This is a genomic window from Nocardia fodinahabitans (assembly GCF_052983615.1).
Window position 1 is genome coordinate 1,228,605 of the sequence record NZ_JBRJJC010000001.1, and the last position, 16,673, is coordinate 1,245,277.

Genomic DNA, 16,673 nt, shown 5'->3' on the forward strand with positions numbered 1-16,673 from the left:
CGCCCGTTCAACACCGCCGACAACCTTGCGAAACGAAGAGAATTCCCCCCGATTCAGCGGGGTGATGAGCGCGGACTCCAGTATTCTTTCCCCCTCAGCTCAAAGTCCGCAGCCCAAAATATGCGCTCGATCTCCGTGCGTCAAGATCCACGTCCCGACACCATTCGTGGAATCACCCGACGACAGCGGGCACTGGCACGCAAGACTATTGCGCCGGCCAGAGGTCGCACGGTCGTCGTACGAGGCAAGCCGCCGGTGTCCGTCCCGGGACCGGCCCTCCCGGCCGGCCCGGCGACAGCCTGGCCGAGGTGCCATCGACGCCCCGTGCTCCGAGCTCGATCTCAGTGCCGGAGGGACCTCGTCGACGACCAGTCGCAGCGACGCCCGCCCTGGATCCGGATCCGGACCAGCGACAACCACCGACGATCAGGTCCACCACGACAGCCTCCTCAGCCGTAGCGGCCGGGTCCATCTCTATCTCAGCGAGCAGGTTCGGCAAGGTCGGCGTGATCAGCGGCGTACTTCTTCGCGGCCGGGTAGTTGGCCTTGCCGCTGGGCTGCCGCATCATCTCCCCGACAATCCAGTAGGCGCGGGGCGCCTTGTAGCCGGCGACTTTCGTCCGAACATGGGCATCCAGCCGAGTCAGGTCGAGACCGGCACCCGAACGGGGTTGGACCAGCGCGGCCACCGCTTGGCCGAACCGTTCGTCCTGGATGCCGATCACCAAAGCATCGAAAACATCTGGATGCGACCGGAGCGCACCCTCGACCTCTTCGGGGAACACCTTCTCCCCGCCGGTGTTGATACATTCCGAGCCTCGACCGAGCAGGGTGACGGTGCCGTCGTCCTCATAGCGGGCGTAGTCACCGGGTACTACGTATCGCTTGCCGTCGATCTCGACGAAGATCGTCTCGGTCTTCTCCGGGTCCTTGTAGTAGCCGATCGGCACGTGCCCGGTACGTGCCATGCGCCCGACCGCACCGGGCTTCGGTTCCACCAGTTTGCCGTCGTCGTCGATCAATGCCGCCTGCGCACTGAACTTCACTCGCGGACCCTGGGAATGGTCACTGTCTTTGGTCACCACCCCGAGCCCGGTGCCGCCGCTCTCCGATGAACCGATCACGTCGGTGATGAACACGTTCGGAAACAGCTCCACGTACTGCTGCTTGAGGGAGTGCGAGAACAGTGCGGCGTGACTGCTGATAGACCACACCGACGACGCGTCGTAATCGCCGGCCCGATAGGCGTCCAGCAGCGGCTTGGCCATCGCGTCACCGACCACAGTGAAGGCGTTGACCTTGTGTTTTTCCACGAGCCGCCACACCTCGTCGGCATCGAACTGCGGCACGAAAACGATGGTGCCGCCGGAATTCAGGCCGATGAAGGCCGCCCACTGGGCCGCGCCGTGGATCAGTGGCGACAACGGTGCCATCACGATGCCGACCGGCGACCGCTTGGCCTGGTCGGCCAGTTCCCACTCGTCTTCGACATATTCTCCGGTGACATGGTTGATGCCACCGCCCAGTGCGCGCCAGACATCTTCGTGCCGCCACATCACCCCCTTGGGGAATCCTGTTGTGCCGCCGGTGTAGAGGATGTAGAGGTCGTCGGGGCTGCGTTCGCCGAAGTCGCGCTCCGCCGAGTGCGCGTCGATCGCGACGTCGTAGTCCACGCCGCCATATCGGCTGTAGTCGATACCCGAGCCGTCCTCGATCACGACCACATCGGACAGCTTCGGAGTGTGCGGCATGACTTCTGCGACGATGTCCGAGTACCGGCGCTCATGTATCAGCGCGACCATATCCGCGTTGTCGACGATGTAGCGGACCTCGTCAGCGGTGTAGCGGAAGTTCACGCTCACCGAGATCGCGCGCAGTTTGTAGGTCGCGATCATCGTCTCGAGCGCTTCGATGGAGTTGCGTGAATACACGCCGACATGGTCACCCTTGCCGACGCCACGCGAGGCGAGGTGGTGTGCCAAGCGGTTGGCGCGTTCGTCCAGCTCACGATAGGTGACTTGCCGGTTCCCACAAATGATTGCGACACGGTCCGGCACCGCATCGGCGGCGTGCTCGAACAGATCAGCGACGTTGAAAGCCATGGCCACAAAGCTAGAACTGGTTCCGATCCAGGACCTGGAATCGGGCGCCCACAACCGATGTTGTCAGTTTCCTGCCATTTCGCCGCCGGCACCTCCACGGCACCCAAATCCCAACTCCGCCGCGCGGACGCCGAGCTGGTACCGGGTCCCCACCCCGAGCTGCACCATGATCGCCGCAACATAGCGTCGATAGGTGCGAAGCGACACAGACAACCGTCGCGCCGCCACCTCATCTTTCAGCCCGGCACCGAGCACCTCGAGAACAGCGATCTCCACCGCGGCGAGCCCTGGGCGGGATCGCTCCGGACCGGTTTGCAGCCCCACGGCCTACCGCCACTCGACGGTCGATGATGATCGTGTTGGGGAATTCGACGCCCGTGACCTTGGTGTGAGGCGCCATCACAGAGGGCAACGATCCCGGAACAGGCGCACGTGAGGTCGCGTAGTTCTGCGAGTAGAGGACTCGAACCCGACGCCCGGCCTCCAGCAGATCGCGCAGCACCAGCGCTTCGCGTTGGTAGTACCGCTTCATCTGCAGCGGGGCACAGACTGCCACCACCGCCTCCTCCCGCACCTCCTGCAGCATCTTCTGCAGGCTGCCGCCCCACTTCTCATCCGGGAACAGCCGGACGACACCCCGCTGTTCAGCAACCACCCCGATGTTCGGATCCACTATCAGCCACTCCCCCGCGTGCCTTCCAGCCGCCCGAATAGCAGCGCATGCGGTCAGCAGCTTCGAATCACTCAAAATAGAACGCGTCTCACTCCTGGTCAACCGCCCGACGCGGAGGATTCACGCTACGTCCCGCGTCACCCCCACGTTGCGCGGCCTGATAGACGGCCGGCGACCGCGCGACCCGCGGCGCGCCCCGGAGAAGACGCCGCCGCCCAGGAACAAGCCCTCCAGCGTGCGATGAATGTCGATCGACCTCCGCCACCCCCTTCGATGGCGTTTGTCCAGTTCGATATCCCACTCCCGCGTAGATGGGGATCGGTGCACCGGCCGCCAGGATCACCGCGCCATGGTCAGGGGCTGATCGCGGCCATCGCACGGTTTCCGTCGTGCCAGAATGCGGCATGACCATCAAGTTCGACGCACTCGATGCCGCGTTGCTGGCCGAACTGGCCGCGGACCCGCGGGCGCCGATCCTCGAGCTGGCCCAGCGGCTCGGGATCGCCCGCAATACCGTGCAGGCGCGGATGAAGCGGCTCGAATCCTCGGGCGCGGTGCGGGGCTATCCGCCCGATATCGACGTGCAGGCGATCGGCTTCGCGGTGCACGCCTTCCTCGGGGTCGAACTCGATCAGAACAAGATGGATCCGATCATCGAGACGCTGCGTGGCTTCCCACACGTGCTCGAGGTGCATGCCACCACCGGGCGGGCGGATCTGCTGGTCCGCATCGCGGCGCGATCGCAGCAGGATCTGCTGGAGATCATCCAGCGGGTGCACGCCATCGACGGCGTGAACCACACCGAGACCATGCTCGCGCTGGCCACCCCGATCGGCTACCGGAGCCTGCCCCTGGTCGACCATCTGACCCACCGGACGAATCAGCCGTAACGGAGCCGGGTCGCCGCTCACCGGCAGATCGGCCCGACTCGCGCCGCGACGGCGACGGAAGACCTCGCTCTGCGGGACCTGCGACCCTGGCCGAGGCGATCGGCTGACGACGATGCTGGGGGTAACGGCACCAACCGACGATAGAAGGCACCCATGCGCGGGTCCCAACTCTCCGAGACCGATTTCCTCACGTGGCGGCTGCAGCAGAACCCGATCCTGCGGCCGACGATCGTCGCGGTGCTGATCCTCGATTCCGCACCCGGCTGGGATCGGCTGGTCGGCGCGGTCGACCGCGCGACCCGCGCGGTGCCGGAATTCCGGAGCAAGCTGGTCGGCGGACGCCTCGGCCTGCGTCCGCCGCACTGGGTGCCGGACCTGGGCTTCGACCTGTCGTGGCACCTGCGAGAGGTGCGGACCCACCGCCCGGTGGATGTCTCCGTGGCACTCGAGTTCGCTCGCGTGGAGGCGATGGCGGTCTTCGATCGCGCCCGTCCGCTGTGGCGAGCGCAGCTGTTGGAGGGGCCCGATGGTGCCACCGCCGCGCTGGTGCTGACGGTCCACCACACCCTCACCGACGGCGTCGGCGGCATGCGCATGCTCTCCGCGATGTGCGGCGGCGAAGGCGAGGCAGCCGGGCACCGCTCGAACACCGGACCGGCGGCCGGCGCCACGCGTTCCGGCACAGCCCACCACGTGCGATCCGTGCGGGGTGCCGCCACGGCGGTGGCCTCCCTCGCTCGCCTGGTCAAACCGGTCCTCTCGACCCTGTCGCCGGTCATGACCGAGCGCGGCACCGGACGCAGGCTCGCGGTGCTCGAGGTTCCCGCCGAGCAGTTGCGGCGCAGCGCGCACACCGCCGGGTGCACGATCAACGACGCCTTCCTGACCGCGGTCCTGCTCGGCCTGCGCCGCTATCACGACCAGCACGGCGCGAGTGTCGATCAGCTGCGGGTGACCATGCCGATCAGCCTGCGCGCCACGGACGACCCCGTCGGCGGCAATCGGATCAGCCTCGCCCGCTTCGTGGTCCCGGCGGACATCGCCGATGCCTCCGACCTGATGCGCGCCGTGGACAAGACGGTTTCCGCCCAGCGGAACGAGCCGGGCGTCCACTACTCGGGTGCGGCCGCCGCTGTCCTCAACCGGGTCCCGATCCGGCTGATCTCGAGCATGCTGGAACACATCGACTTCGTCGCCTCCGACGTCCCGGGTTCCCCGGTGCCGCAGTTTCTCGCCGGGGCGCGCATCGATCGCCTGTACGCGTTCAGCCCGACTCTCGGCGCGTCGTTCAACATCACGCTCACCACGAATACCGGGATCTGCGGTGTCGGCCTCAACGCCGACACCGCGGCCGTTCCCGATCTCCCCGCGCTGCGCGACTGCGTCGCGGCGGGATTCGACGCCGTGCTGCGAGTGGGGCGCGACCCGGGCGAGACGGACCAGACGTGATGTGACCAAGGTCTCCCCGCTCGAGCAGATTGACACCCGCACCCCAGTGGCGTAGATCACTTTTGAGCAGACTGATCAACTTTTCAACTGACTGTTGACACCCATCACCGCTCCACGGCAGATTGCGCTGCACCGATAGCAAGTTCCTTCGTTGCAGTGAGGCGTCCATGACCACCGTCGTCTGTCCGACCGCCGCGCCGCAGGCCGAGCCTGCCGTGCCCTACGACCTCGCCGATCGCTACCGCTCCGGAGCGGGACCGGTGCTGCTCACCGGCGTCCAGGCCATCGCGCGGCTGCTCGTGGAACAGCATGTGCGCGATCTGCGCGCCGGGCGCCGGGTCGCGACGTTCGTCTCGGGCTACCAGGGCAGCCCGCTGGGCGGGGTGGACAAGATGCTGCTGGGCATGCCGGAGGTGCGCGCCGAGCACGACATCACCTTCGTCCCCGGGTTCAACGAGGAACTGGCCGCCACCGCGGTCTGGGGCAGCCAGGCCGAGCTGCCCGCCGGAACGCCGACCCACGACGGCGTGATCGGCGTCTGGTACGGCAAGGGCCCCGGCGTCGACCGCGCCACCGACGCCATCCGCCACGCCAACATGTACGGCGTGAACCCGCGCGGCGGTGTGCTGCTGCTGGTGGGCGACGATCCGGCGTCGAAGTCGTCGACCGTGCCCGCGGTGAGCGAGCGCTCGCTGGCCGCCATGGGCGTGCCGGTGCTGTTCCCGCGCAATGCCGAGGAGATCATCACCCTGGGGATGCGGGGCATCGCGCTGTCGCGGGCCTCGGGCTGCGTGGTGGCGTTGAAGATCGTCGCCGATGTCGCCGACGGCGCCTGGACCGTCGACGCGAGCGTGGCCGATCTCGCCGTCACCGTGCCCGAAGTGCAGTGGGAGGGCAGGCCGTTCGTCTACCGGCAGCGGCCGATGGCGGCGCCCTCGGACAGCGTGCTGGCCGAGGCGGATCTCTACGGTCCACGCTGGGCGATGGTGCAGGCATACTCGGCGGCCAACGCCCTCGATGTCGTCGAGGTGGATCCGACCGGGGCGAAGGTCGGCATCGCGGCCACCGGGACCACCTTCGACGCGGTCCGCCAGGCCCTGCTCGATCTGGGCGTCGACGAGGCGGCCATGCACCGGGCCGGTATCCGGCTGCTGCGCATCGGCATGCCCTATCCCGTCGGCGCGGCCGCCGTGACCGAGTTCGCCCGCGGGCTCGACGAGGTCGTGGTGGTCGAGGACAAGACCGCGTTCATCGAGACCCAGATCCGCGAGATCCTCTACGGCACCCAGGACGCGCCCCGCGTTCTCGGCAAGCACGACGAGCGCGGCGCCCGGCTGATGCCGGTCGACGGCGAACTCACCGCCGGCCGGCTGCTCGCCCCGCTGCGCCGGGTACTGCGCGGCCGAGTGGAGCTGAAAAGGGCGGCGCCACCGGCACTTCCGCTGGAGGTCCTGTCCGCCGAGCGCACCCCCTACTTCTGCAGCGGCTGCCCGCACAACCGCTCCACCGCGCTGCCCGAGGGCTCGATCGGCGGCGGCGGCATCGGCTGCCACACCCTGGTGACCATGTCCGGCCGCGCCGACAGCGCGGTCACCGGGCTGACCCAGATGGGTGGTGAGGGCAGTCAGTGGATCGGGCAGGCGCCGTTCACCGACGTGCCGCACCTGTTCCAGAACATCGGTGACGGCACCTTCTTCCACTCCGGGCAGCTGGCCGTGCAGGCCTGTGTCGCGGCGGGGGTGAACATCACCTACAAGCTGCTCTGGAACGAGGTCGTCGCGATGACGGGCGCCCAGGACGTGGAAGGCGTGCTCACCGTCGCGCGGCTGACCCACAAGCTCACCACCGAGGGCGTGCGGCAGATCATCATCTGCGCCGACGAACCGCAACGCCATCGCAAGCGCGCGCTCGCCAAGGGCACGCTGCTGTGGCATCGCGACCGGCTCGATGAGGCACAGCGGACCCTGCGTGAGATCGAGGGCGTCACGGTGCTGATCTACGACCAGCACTGCGCCGCCGATGCGCGCAGGCAGCGCAAGCGCGGCGCGCTGCCGGTCCGCAACACCCGGGTGGTGATCAACGAGGCGGTCTGCGAGGGCTGCGGCGACTGCGGCACCAAGTCGAACTGCCTGTCCGTGCAGCCGGTCGAGACGGAGTTCGGGCGCAAGACCCGCATCGATCAGACCTCGTGCAATACCGACTACAGCTGCCTCGACGGCGACTGCCCGTCGTTCGTCACGGTGGAGACCGTCCCGGACAAGCCACGAAAGACCAAGCGCCGCAATGTCGGCGAACCGCCCGCGGTCGCCGATCCCGGATCGGGCACACCGCTGCGCACCCAGAACGTGCTGATCGCCGGCATCGGTGGTACCGGCATCGTGACGGTGAACCAGGTGCTGGCCACCGCCGCCCTGCGGGCCGGGTACGAGGTGGAGAGCCTGGATCAGATCGGGATGAGCCAGAAGGCCGGTCCGGTGGTCTCGCACCTGCGGTTCTCCGGCACGGAGCTGGAGCCCGCCAACCGGCTCACCCCGGGCAGCGCGGACTGCCTGCTCGCCGTCGACCTGCTCACCGCCACCGAATCGCGGTATCTGCAGTACGGCGACGCGGCCCGGACCGTGGCCGTGGCCTCGACGAGCCAGACCCCGACCGGTGACATGGTCTACGACAAGTCGGTGGCCTACCCGGGCACCGAGACGCTGCTGGATCGGCTTGCGGCGGTGTCGCGTTCGACGCACCACCTCGACGCCCTCGCCGCGGCGCAGGCCCTGTTCGGCACTACCGCGGCGGCCAACTTCCTGATCGTCGGCGCGGCCGTGCAGTCCGGTGGGCTGCGGTTGCCGGTGGCGGCGATCGAGGAGTCCATCGGGATCAACGGTGTCGCGGTGGCGGCCAATATCGCGGCCTTCCGGTGGGGGCGGGTCGCCGTCGCCGATCCGGCCGCGTTCGCCGCGGCTGTCGATGAGGGGCAGCCGCGGCGCACTCCCCCACGGGTGCCGGTGGAATTGCTGGCGCACACCGACTTCGACGGCGAGGTGCGGCGGCTCCTGGAGCTGCGGGTGGCGAACCTGGTCGGCTACCAGAACGCCGAGGTGGCCCGGCGCTACATCGAGACCGTCGAACTCGCCTGGGCGGCGGAGCGAAAGGTCACCGACCGCACCGACTTCAGCGAGGCCGTGGCGCGCGGGCTCTACAAGTTCACCGCCTACAAGGACGAGTACGAGGTGGCCCGGCTGCTGGTCGATCCGGCGTTCCTGGACGAGGTCGCGGCCCAGGTCCCCGACGGCGAGAAGCTCACCTACCAGCTGCATCCGCCGGTGCTGCGGGCCCTGGGCAGGCGCAAGAAGATCGGGCTCACGCCGAAATCCCATGTGGCGCTGAAGGTACTGGCCAGGGGCAAATTCCTGCGCGGCACCAAGCTCGACCCCTTCGGCTATGCCCACGTCCGCAAGGTCGAGCGGGAACTGCTGGCCCACTACACCGACATGGTGGGGCGGCTGGCGGGCGAACTGCGCCCGGAGACCTACGACACCGCCACCGCGGCCGCCGCGCTGCCCGACGTGGTGCGCGGCTACGAGGACATCAAGCTCGCCACTGTCGAGCTGTACCGCGCCGGACTGCGCGAGCTCGGCATCGAGTACTGACGAACACCCTGCGGCGCCACCACTTCGGCGGCACCGCGACACCCGTAGCGCACCGGCGGTGACCACGCCGCCGAGCGCCGTCGCATCACGACACCGTGGTGCACCCCCACCGCCGCACACCCGCGGCAACCCAACACCGTCGCACCCCGGCACGACCCGTGGTGCGCGGCCACCGAAAGGAATCGACAGTGACCGTTGTGCACACCGAAGCGGGAGTCTTCGGCCGATCGCACGAGTTGAGCGCCCGTGCCCACGAGCAGGTGGTGTTCTGCGAGGACGACAGGTCGGGGCTGAAGGCGATCATCGCCATCCACTCGACCGCGCTGGGCCCGGCCCTGGGCGGGACCCGCTTCTACCCCTACGCCGACGAGTCCGCGGCGTTGCAGGACGTGCTGCGGCTGTCGTGGGGCATGACCTACAAGGCCGCCGCCGCGGGCGTGGACCTCGGTGGCGGCAAGGCGGTGATCATCGGCGATCCGGCGACCATGAAGAGCGAAGAACTGCTGGCCGCCTACGCGCGCTTCGTGGAAACCCTCGGCGGGCGCTACATCACCGCGGGCGATGTGGGCACCAACACCGACGACCTGGATGTCATCGGCAGGCACACCCGCTACGTCACCGGCCGCAGCGTCGCCGCGGGCGGCAGCGGTGACAGTGCCCGGCTGACCGCGCTCGGCGTCTTCCACGCCATGCGCGCCGGTGCCGAATCCGTCTGGGGCGCACCGACACTGGCGGGTCGCACGGTCGGTATCGAGGGCGTCGGCAAGGTCGGCCGCGAGCTGACCGCCCTGCTGTTGGCCGACGGCGCCGAGGTCTGCGTCACGGATGTGAACGAGGCCGCGCTGCGGCGCATCGCCGACGAACAGCCCGCCGTGCGGCTGCTGTCGACGGTGTCCACCGCGCCGGTCGACGTGTACGCCCCGTGCGCGATGGGCGCCACGCTCACCGCGTCGAGCGCCGCGACGATCGAGGCCAAACTCATCTGCGGCGCCGCCAACAACCAGCTCGCCACCCCCGATGTCGAACAGGCGCTCACCGACCGCGGCATCACCTGGGTGCCCGATTTCGTCGCCAACGGCGGTGGGCTCATCCAGGTCGCCGGCGAGCTGCGCGTCGCCGCCCCGGCCGAGGTGGAAGCCGAGGTCGCCGACATCTACCCGCGCTGCCGCGAGATCATCGCCGCCGCCAGGGCCGAGGGCATCGGCACCGGCGCTGCCGCGAACCGGTTCGCCGAGCGCCGTCTCGACGCCATCCCCCGGTCGCTCTGAGCGCGCCCGAGTTTCGAAGAGGAGACCACAGTGGCGATCACGAGCGGCCTGTTCCGCACCAAGTCTGTCGAGCAGTCGATCCGGGATACCGATGATCCCGATTCCAAGCTACGCAAGGATCTGACGGCCAAAGACCTGACGATCTTCGGTGTCGCGGTGGTGATCGGCGCGGGCATCTTCACCCTCACCGCACGCACCGCGGGCACGGTGGCGGGGCCCGCGGTCTCGCTCGCCTTCGTCTTCGCGGCGATCGCGTGCGGGCTGACGGCCCTGTGCTACGCGGAATTCGCCTCCACCGTGCCGGTGGCGGGCAGCGCGTACACCTTCGCCTATGCCACCTTCGGTGAGGTGATCGCCTGGATCATCGGCTGGGATCTGATCCTGGAATTCGCGCTGGCGGTCTCCGTGGTCGCCAAGGGGTGGTCGCAGTATCTGGGCAACGTGCTCGGGTCGTCGGCGCCGGTGGTCCATTTCGGCTCGGTGACCTTCGACTGGGGCGCGGTCGTGATCATCGCGGTGGTCGGCGTGCTGCTGGCCACCGGGACCAAGCTGTCCTCGCGGGTATCGGCCATCGCCGTCGCGATCAAGCTGGGCGTGATCGCGCTGGTGCTGGTGGTCGGCGCGACCTACTTCACGCCGTCCAACCTGACCCCCTACATCCCGCCGGCGGCACCGTCGGAGAAGGCCGAGGGACTGCGGCAGTCGCTGTTCGCCTTCCTCACCGGCTCCGGCGGCACCAGCTACGGCTGGTACGGCCTGCTCGCCGCGGCCAGCCTGGTGTTCTTCGCCTTCATCGGTTTCGACGTGGTCGCCACCACCGCCGAAGAGACCCGCAACCCACAGCGCGACATCCCGCGCGGCATCCTGGGCTCGCTGGCCATCGTGACGGTGCTCTACATCGCGGTCTCGCTGATCCTGACCGGCATGGTCCCCTACACCGCGCTGGCCGACGGCAACGCCACCCTCGCGACGGCCTTCGCCATCCACGGCGCGACCTGGGTGAAGAACATCATCGCGATCGGTGCCCTCGCCGGCCTGTCGACGGTGGTCATGGTGATGTTCCTGGGCCAGACCCGGGTGCTGTTCGCTATGGCCAGAGACGGCCTGCTGCCCCGCGGCCTGGCCCAGACCGGGAAGAAGGGCACGCCCGTCCGGTTGACCGTGATCGTGGGCGTGGTCTGCGCGCTGCTGGCCGGGTTCGTCGACTTCGGCACGCTCGAGGAAATGGTCAATATCGGCACCCTGGTGGCGTTCGTGCTGGTGTCGGTCGGTGTGCTGGTGCTGCGCCGGACCCGCCCCGATCTGCCGCGTGGCTTCCGCGTCCCGTTCGTCCCGGTGGTTCCCGTCCTCGGCGCGCTGGCGTGCGTGTGGCTGATGGTGAACCTCTCGATCGAGACCTGGCTGCGGTTCGTGATCTGGATGGCCCTCGGTGTCGTCGTCTACTTCGCCTACGGCCGTCGGCACTCGGTCCTCGGTCGCGGGCGACGGCAACCGGACGAACCGGAGCTGACGCCGGTCCGATAGCCGACACCCGCTGGGCCGTCACCGCTCGACCATCGAGCCGGTGGCGGCCCGGCGGCGTCGGTGACCCGGCCGATCAGCGCTTTCGACAGCCTGTGGCACTGAGTGCCAGCTCGGGTGAAATAATCCCCGGGACAGCCAGGGCAATGCGATGTTGGGAGTTCTGCAGTGGAGTTCATCGGAGTGATCGGTGGCGGCACCATGGGTGCCGGCATCGCGGAGGTTTGTGCCAAGGCGGGTAGCTCGGTGCTCGTGCTCGAGACCAAGCCGGAGTTCGCCGAGGCGGCCCAGCAGCGGATCGCGAGTTCGATCAGCCGGGGCGTGTCCCGCGGCAAGATCACCCAGGAAGAGGCCGACGCGGCGATCGCGCGCGTGCGGGTCACCCTGGACATCGACGAATTCGCCGACCGCGACCTGGTGATCGAGGCCGCGCCGGAGATCGAATCGGTGAAGTACGAGATCTTCGGCAAGCTCGACAAGATCGTCAAGCCCGAGGGCATCCTCGCCACCAACACCTCCTCGATCCCGGTGATCAAGGTCGCGGGCGCCACCGAGCGGCCCGAGCGCGTGGTCGGCGTGCACTTCTTCAACCCGGTGCCGGTGATGCCGCTGGTCGAGATCATCTCGACGCTGGTGACCGCGCCGAAGGCGGCCGCGGCCGTCACCGACTACGCCAAGAACACCCTCGGCAAGATGACCGTGCAGGCCGGTGACCGCTCCGGCTTCATCGTCAACGCCCTGCTCATCCCCTACCTGTGCTCGGCGATCCGGATGCTCGAGTCCGGCTACGCCACCGCCGAGGACATCGACGCGGCCATGAAGGGCGGCTGCGGCTACCCGATGGGCCCGCTGACCCTGCTCGACACCGTCGGCCTCGACATCGCCCTGGCCGCTTCGGAGTCCCTGTACGCGGAGTTCGCCGAGCCGCACCTGGCTCCGCCCGCGCTGCTGCGCCGGATGGTCGAGGCGGGCCGCCTGGGCCGCAAGTCCGGCCGCGGGTTCTACGACTACGCGAAGTGATCGCGTCCCGCGGGAGTCGTCTACGCGGCTCCCGCGGGGTTTCACGTCAGAAGCTCACCCGCAGAGCCGAGGCGGCCAGCAGGTCGATGAGGTCGCGGTCGTGCACCGGCAGCCGCCCGGTCTTGCCGATCGCCGCCAGCGCGCCCGCGATGGTGCCGTCGGCCGCGTGCACCGGCACCGCGACGGCGCTGCGGCCGACCCGGCATTCGTTCACCTCGGTGGCGACGGCGCTCGCGCTGACCCGCCGCAGTTCCGCCGCGAGCTCGGCCGGGGAGGTGATCGTGAAGGTCGTCACCCGGCGCAGTGGTCCCGCGGCGAGCTCGGGATGCTGTGCCATCAGCACCTTGCCGATCGCGGAGGCGTGCGGGTGCCGGACCAGGACCTTCTCCCCGCTCAGCTCGTGATCGGGGTCCTTGTCGATCATCCGGATCCGGTGGCCGGTGAACGCGGCGAGATGGATGCCGAAGCGGACCTGGGCACGGAGTTCGTCGAGGACCTGCCTGCGGTCGGCCGCGGGTTCGGGTGCGGCACCGGCCAATTCGCGGGTACGACGCCCGAGCGCGAAGCCCGACAGGTCTTCGATGCGCACCAGGTAGCCGTCGGCGACGAGCAGATTCAGCAGCCGGTAGGCCGTCGCGGGCGCGATCCCGGTCTGCGCGGCGATCTCCTTCGCGGTGGCACCCGAGCCCAGTCGCGCGACCGCTTCCAGCAGGGCCAGGGCCTTCTGGACAGCCCGCGGCTCGTGCCCGGTCGGGCCGTCACGGCGGGTCGTCGCGGTCATCGTTCGCCGGGGCCGGACCGCCGCACCCCGACCAGGGCGATCGCGCCGCGGGCGTTGACCGCGAACACCCCGGCGCCGGGCAGCACGTCGGCCGATTCCGGGCTGTCGAAAACCCCGATGGCGGTGAGGCTTCCGGGGCGCGCCAGCCGGAGATAGCGGTACCACACCGCACCGATCGCCACGACGGCGACAACCATCGCGGGCGCGACCAGGACACCGTGCCGCGCGTCGGAGATCGTCAGATACCCGAGGACGACGGCGAGCACGGAGCTCGCGATCCACCCCGCGTAGCGATCCGGGCGACGCAGTTCGTCGATGCGGCCGAGGAACCGCACGGCGGCCACCGCGACCAGGATGTAGGACAGCGCGAGCGCGGTCCGCACGACGGTCTTCGCCGGCGCGGGCACCCCGTCGAGGGCGACGAAGAGCAGGCCGACGGCCGCGACCGTGCCGGTGATCACGATCAACGCGACGTGCGGGGTCCGCAGCCGCGCGCCCACCCGGCCGAACACCCGCGGCAGCACACCCTCCACGCTCATCGAATAGACCAGCCGGGAGGCGGCATTCGACGACGCCATCGACGAACCGAGCCACGAACACGTGAGCCCCGCGTCGAGCAGGATCACCACGAGCAGGCTCGATCCGCCCGCCGTCCCGTGTAGATACGCGTTGACCACCGTCCCCGCGTGCCCGGACCAGGCCGCCCAGGACGCGAAGATGAACAGCGCACCGCACAGGATCGGCGTCCACAGCACGGTGCGGGTCACCGTCACCAGCGGACGCCGCGTCTCCGGCGCGAAGAACGTGGCGCTCTCGAAGCCGGCCAGCGCGAACAGCGCCGACAGCGCGATCGCCAGCACCGCGGGCACATTCGGCGCGACCGGGGTGACCGGCACCGCGGGCCCCGACACCAGCATCAGGCCGATGATGAAGCTCAGCGAACACGCCTCGACGGCCAGGATCGCGATCGCGGCGAACCGGACACCCCGCACCAGCACGGCGCCGACGAGCACCGCGATGACGAGGTAGACCGCGCCGATCCCCCAGCCGCGCACGGTGATTCCGAGCTGCGCGGCCAGGGCCAGGGCGGTCTGCGAGCCGTGATACATCGTCAGTGCGGCGCTGCCGAGATACTTCACGAGCATGCCGACACCGCAGGTCAGCGCCGCTCGCGGCCCGGAGCCGTGACTGACGAAGGTGTAGAGCCCGCCCGCCGCGGACAGCCGCCGGGTGAACTGCGTCAGGCAGTGCGCGATCAGGGTGACGACCACGGTCGCGACGACGATCGTGACCAGCCCGGGCAGCAGCGCGTTGTGGGTAAGCATGGTGACCGGCAGCAGCACCGCCGAGGCGGCGGGCGCGGTCGTGGCCACCGACTGACCGAGCAGCGCGACGCCCGAGAGCTGCCTGCGGCCCAGCGCGCGCAACGGCGACACCGCGGGCCGCTCGGGTTCACCCGCCGCGAACGACCTCGCGACCGCGTCGGCCAGAGCAGTCACCACACACCTCCCACCCCGGCGACGCGTGCTCGCCGGTGCGGGCGACCCTAGCCAGGCCGGATTTCGGCGATATTGCGGTGGTGAGTCCGTCGGTCGACACCGAGCGAGAAAGTGCCGCCGCCCCTCTCACTCGCCGGCCGGTGAACGTTTTCCCCGGCGTAGCGCCACCGCCCCACCGTCCTTCGAGACTTTCGCAGAACGGACATCGCGGATCAGTGGACGGAGCGCCCCATGGCAGTCACCAGAAGATCATTCATGCAGAGTCTCGGGGTCACCGGCGGCGCGGGCCTCGCCTACGGCGCGCTGTCGACCCTGGGTCTCGCGCCCGCCACGGCGCAGGTGCCGTTCCGGTCCCCCGCCATGGGCGACCTCATCGGCAAGTCGGCGGCGGGCGCGTCGGTCGCGATTCTCGGCGGCGGGCCCGCCGGACTCTGCGCGGCGTACGAATTGGGCAAGGCGGGCTACGACGTGACCGTGCTCGAGGCCAGGAAGCGCCCGGGCGGGCGGGTGTGGTCGGTGCGTAACGGCACCACCGAGACCGACCTCAACGGCGAAACCCAGACCTGCACCTTCGCCGAGGGGCACTACTTCAACCTGGGTGCCACGCGCATTCCACAGGGCCACATCACCCTCGACTACTGCCGCGAACTGGGCGTCGAGGTCCAGCCCTTCGGCAATCAGAACGCCAACACCCTGGTCAACTACCAGAGCGCGACGCCGATCTCCGGGCAGTCCGTGCAGTACCGGGCGGCCAAGGCCGACATGTACGGCTACCTGTCGGAGCTGTTGCAGAAGGCCGCGTCGCGGGGCGCGCTCGACGATGTGCTGACCGGTGCCGACAAGGAAGCGCTGGCCTCGTTCCTGCGCGATTTCGGCGATCTGTCCAGTGACGGCCGCTATCTCGGGTCGACCCGGCGCGGCTACGATTCCGAGCCGGGTGCGGGCCTGAACTTCGGCGACCAGCGCAAGCCCTTCGCCATGTCCGACACGATCCGCAGCGGTCTCGGCCGCAACTTCAGCTTCGAATTCGGCTACGACCAGGCCATGATGATGATGACCCCGGTCGGCGGCATGGACCGCATCTACACCGCCTTCCAGCGCGAGATCGGCACCGACCGGATCCGCTTCGGCGCCGAGGTGTCGGCCATGCGGAACACGCCGGGCGGGGTGCGGATCGAGTACGCCCAGGACGGCGCGAAGCAGGCCATCGACGCCGACTACTGCATCTGCACGCTGCCCCCGAATCTCGTCGGACGCCTGGCCACCAACCTGCCCGCCGATGTGCTGACCGCGCTGAAGGCGGCGATACCGGTGTCCTCCGGCAAGCTCGGCATCGAGTACTCGCGGCGCTGGTGGGAGCTGGAGGACCGAATCTACGGCGGCGCGACCAATACCGACAAGGACATCGCGCAGATCATGTTCCCGTACGACCACTACCACGGCGAACGCGGTGTGGTGGTCGGCTACTACAACACCGGCAAACGTCATCAAGCCTTCGAATCCCTCACGCACCGGCAGCGATTGGCGAAAGCGGTCGCGGAGGGCTCGGCCATCCACGGCGAGAAGTACGGGCGCGATATCGCCTCGTCGTTCTCCGGAAGCTGGCGGCGCACCAAGTATTCCGAGGGCGCGTGGGTCGGCTGGTCCGGCAGCGACGCGCACGGCGGGGTGGCCACCCCGGAATACACCAAGCTGCTCGCCCCGGTCGAGCGGGTGTACTTCGCCGGTGACCACCTGTCCAACGCGATCGCCTGGCAGCACGGCGCGTTCACCTCGGCCCGCGATGTCGTCACGGCGCTGCACGCCCGCGTCGCCGCCTGATCTAC

The 16,673-nt window shown here is 69.1% G+C and carries 11 protein-coding genes; 7 read left to right on the forward strand and 4 right to left on the reverse strand.

Annotation, left to right across the window (positions count from 1 at the left end; all coding sequences use genetic code 11):
* Positions 1–479: 479 nt before the first annotated feature.
* Both NV348_RS05895 and NV348_RS05900 read right to left on the reverse strand, forming a co-directional pair.
* Positions 480–2,102: an acyl-CoA synthetase gene (locus NV348_RS05895; RefSeq protein WP_447150951.1), complete on the reverse strand. Its 1,623-nt coding sequence runs from the start codon at positions 2,100–2,102 to the stop codon at positions 480–482.
* Between the two features lie 229 nt (positions 2,103–2,331).
* On the reverse strand, positions 2,332–2,775 hold the full coding sequence (locus tag NV348_RS05900; protein ID WP_447146071.1) for a hypothetical protein: 444 nt from the start codon (positions 2,773–2,775) through the stop codon (positions 2,332–2,334).
* 404 nt (positions 2,776–3,179) lie between these two features.
* Between NV348_RS05900 and NV348_RS05905 the strand changes: the two genes are divergently transcribed.
* The 6 genes from NV348_RS05905 (at position 3,180) to NV348_RS05930 (ending at position 12,567) form a co-directional block, all read left to right on the forward strand.
* Positions 3,180–3,665 (forward strand): Lrp/AsnC family transcriptional regulator, encoded by a 486-nt coding sequence (locus tag NV348_RS05905; RefSeq protein WP_447146072.1) that lies wholly within the window; start codon positions 3,180–3,182, stop codon positions 3,663–3,665.
* Between the two features lie 153 nt (positions 3,666–3,818).
* Entirely contained in the window at positions 3,819–5,114 is a 1,296-nt protein-coding gene (locus NV348_RS05910; protein ID WP_447146073.1) for a wax ester/triacylglycerol synthase domain-containing protein, read from the forward strand.
* Positions 5,115–5,281: 167 nt separating this feature from the next.
* Entirely contained in the window at positions 5,282–8,758 is a 3,477-nt protein-coding gene (locus NV348_RS05915; protein WP_447146074.1) for an indolepyruvate ferredoxin oxidoreductase family protein, read from the forward strand.
* 188 nt (positions 8,759–8,946) lie between these two features.
* Entirely contained in the window at positions 8,947–10,026 is a 1,080-nt protein-coding gene (locus NV348_RS05920; RefSeq protein WP_447146075.1) for a Glu/Leu/Phe/Val family dehydrogenase, read from the forward strand.
* A gap of 30 nt (positions 10,027–10,056) precedes the next feature.
* Positions 10,057–11,550 (forward strand): amino acid permease, encoded by a 1,494-nt coding sequence (locus tag NV348_RS05925; protein ID WP_447146076.1) that lies wholly within the window; start codon positions 10,057–10,059, stop codon positions 11,548–11,550.
* 165 nt (positions 11,551–11,715) lie between these two features.
* Positions 11,716–12,567, forward strand: coding sequence for a 3-hydroxybutyryl-CoA dehydrogenase (locus tag NV348_RS05930; RefSeq protein ID WP_447146077.1), 852 nt, complete (start codon positions 11,716–11,718; stop codon positions 12,565–12,567).
* Between the two features lie 46 nt (positions 12,568–12,613).
* On the opposite strand, the gene NV348_RS05935 is transcribed toward NV348_RS05930, so the two are convergent.
* Entirely contained in the window at positions 12,614–13,348 is a 735-nt protein-coding gene (locus NV348_RS05935; RefSeq protein WP_447146078.1) for an IclR family transcriptional regulator, read from the reverse strand.
* Positions 13,345–14,847, reverse strand: coding sequence for an APC family permease (locus NV348_RS05940; RefSeq protein WP_447146079.1), 1,503 nt, complete (start codon positions 14,845–14,847; stop codon positions 13,345–13,347). Before NV348_RS05940 ends, NV348_RS05935 begins: the two co-directional genes overlap by 4 nt.
* Before the next feature lie 255 nt (positions 14,848–15,102).
* Here NV348_RS05940 and NV348_RS05945 point away from each other — a divergent pair, with 255 nt between their 5' ends.
* On the forward strand, positions 15,103–16,668 hold the full coding sequence (locus NV348_RS05945) for a flavin monoamine oxidase family protein (RefSeq protein ID WP_447146080.1): 1,566 nt from the start codon (positions 15,103–15,105) through the stop codon (positions 16,666–16,668).
* Positions 16,669–16,673: the final 5 nt, after the last annotated feature.